The organism is Streptomyces sp. NPDC020884, assembly GCF_044333935.1.
GTDB lineage: Bacteria > Actinomycetota > Actinomycetes > Streptomycetales > Streptomycetaceae > Streptomyces.
Map to the genome: position 1 here is coordinate 742,672 of NZ_JBIRRY010000003.1, position 1,109 is coordinate 743,780.

Genomic DNA, 1,109 nt, shown 5'->3' on the forward strand with positions numbered 1-1,109 from the left:
AACTCCGTAAAGCTGCGATCCGGATCCACCTCCTCCACCTCAACGAACAACTCACCCGCCAAACTCACCTGCAACCGCTCCAACACCTCACCGGAAACGGCGACCACAGCGACCGGGGCCGCAGTCCGGGCAGGTGAAGCAGGGGTGACGGGGGTTGCGGGAGCGACAGGGGTGACGGACGTGACGGGGTGGGGTGCGGGGGCCTCGGCCGTGGTGAGCGGTCGCAGGGTGATGCGCTGCGCGGCGGCCCGGTCCGGGACCCGGCCCCGTTCCGTCATCAGGGCCGCGGCGACCTCCACCGGCAGCAGGCGCACGGTGGGGCTCACGCGCTCGGCCGGCTGAGGCAACAGCTGGTCAGGCGCTGTGCGTTGTCCGGCCACGGCGGGCAGAGCGGACGGAACCGGCGCCGCGGGCAGAACCGGTGCGGCGGGCAGGACCTGAGCCGCGGGCAGAACCGGCGCCGCGGATGCAGCGGCCGCCTGCTGTCGGGCCGCGTGAGCACCGACCCAGCAGTGCCGGGCGATGAAGGGCTGGGTGGGCAGCGAGACAAAGGCGGGCGGTTCGGCGAACAGGTGCTCCAGGCGGGGTTCGTAGCCCTGGCAGTAGAACTCGGCCAGGGCCATCAGGAACTGCTGGTAGCGAGCCGGGTCGTCCTGGCTGCCGCCGGCCTCGTCGATCATCTCCCGGGCCACGGTCCTGACGGCGTCATTGGGGGTGAAGTCGCGGGTGACGACGCCCCGGTGGACCTTGCGCGGCTTCTCCCCCCGCGCCGCCTCCCGCAACAGCCGCACCGCGTCATCCACATCACGCGCCACCACCGCACACCGATGCGCGAAATGATGCCGCCCGACACTCAGCGTATGAGCGACCGACGCCACATAACCCGCACCGATCCCCTTCTCCGCCTCCAAATGATCCGCCAGCCCCGACAGAGCCCGCTCCAAAGCCTCCTCGGACTTCGCCGACACCGGCAACACATACGCCGACGCAACACCCTGACCACCCACCGCCACACGATCACCCGCGGCCGTGCCACACGCCTCCAACACCACATGCGCATTCGTCCCACTGAACCCGAACGCACTCACCCCACCACGACGCGCAACCCC

The 1,109-nt window shown here is 70.5% G+C and carries 1 pseudogene; it reads right to left on the reverse strand.

The features are described 5' to 3' along the window. Nucleotides 1–1,088, reverse strand: a pseudogene (locus ACH4UK_RS14290) (hypothetical protein); the annotation flags it as partial. Nucleotides 1,089–1,109: the final 21 nt, after the last annotated feature.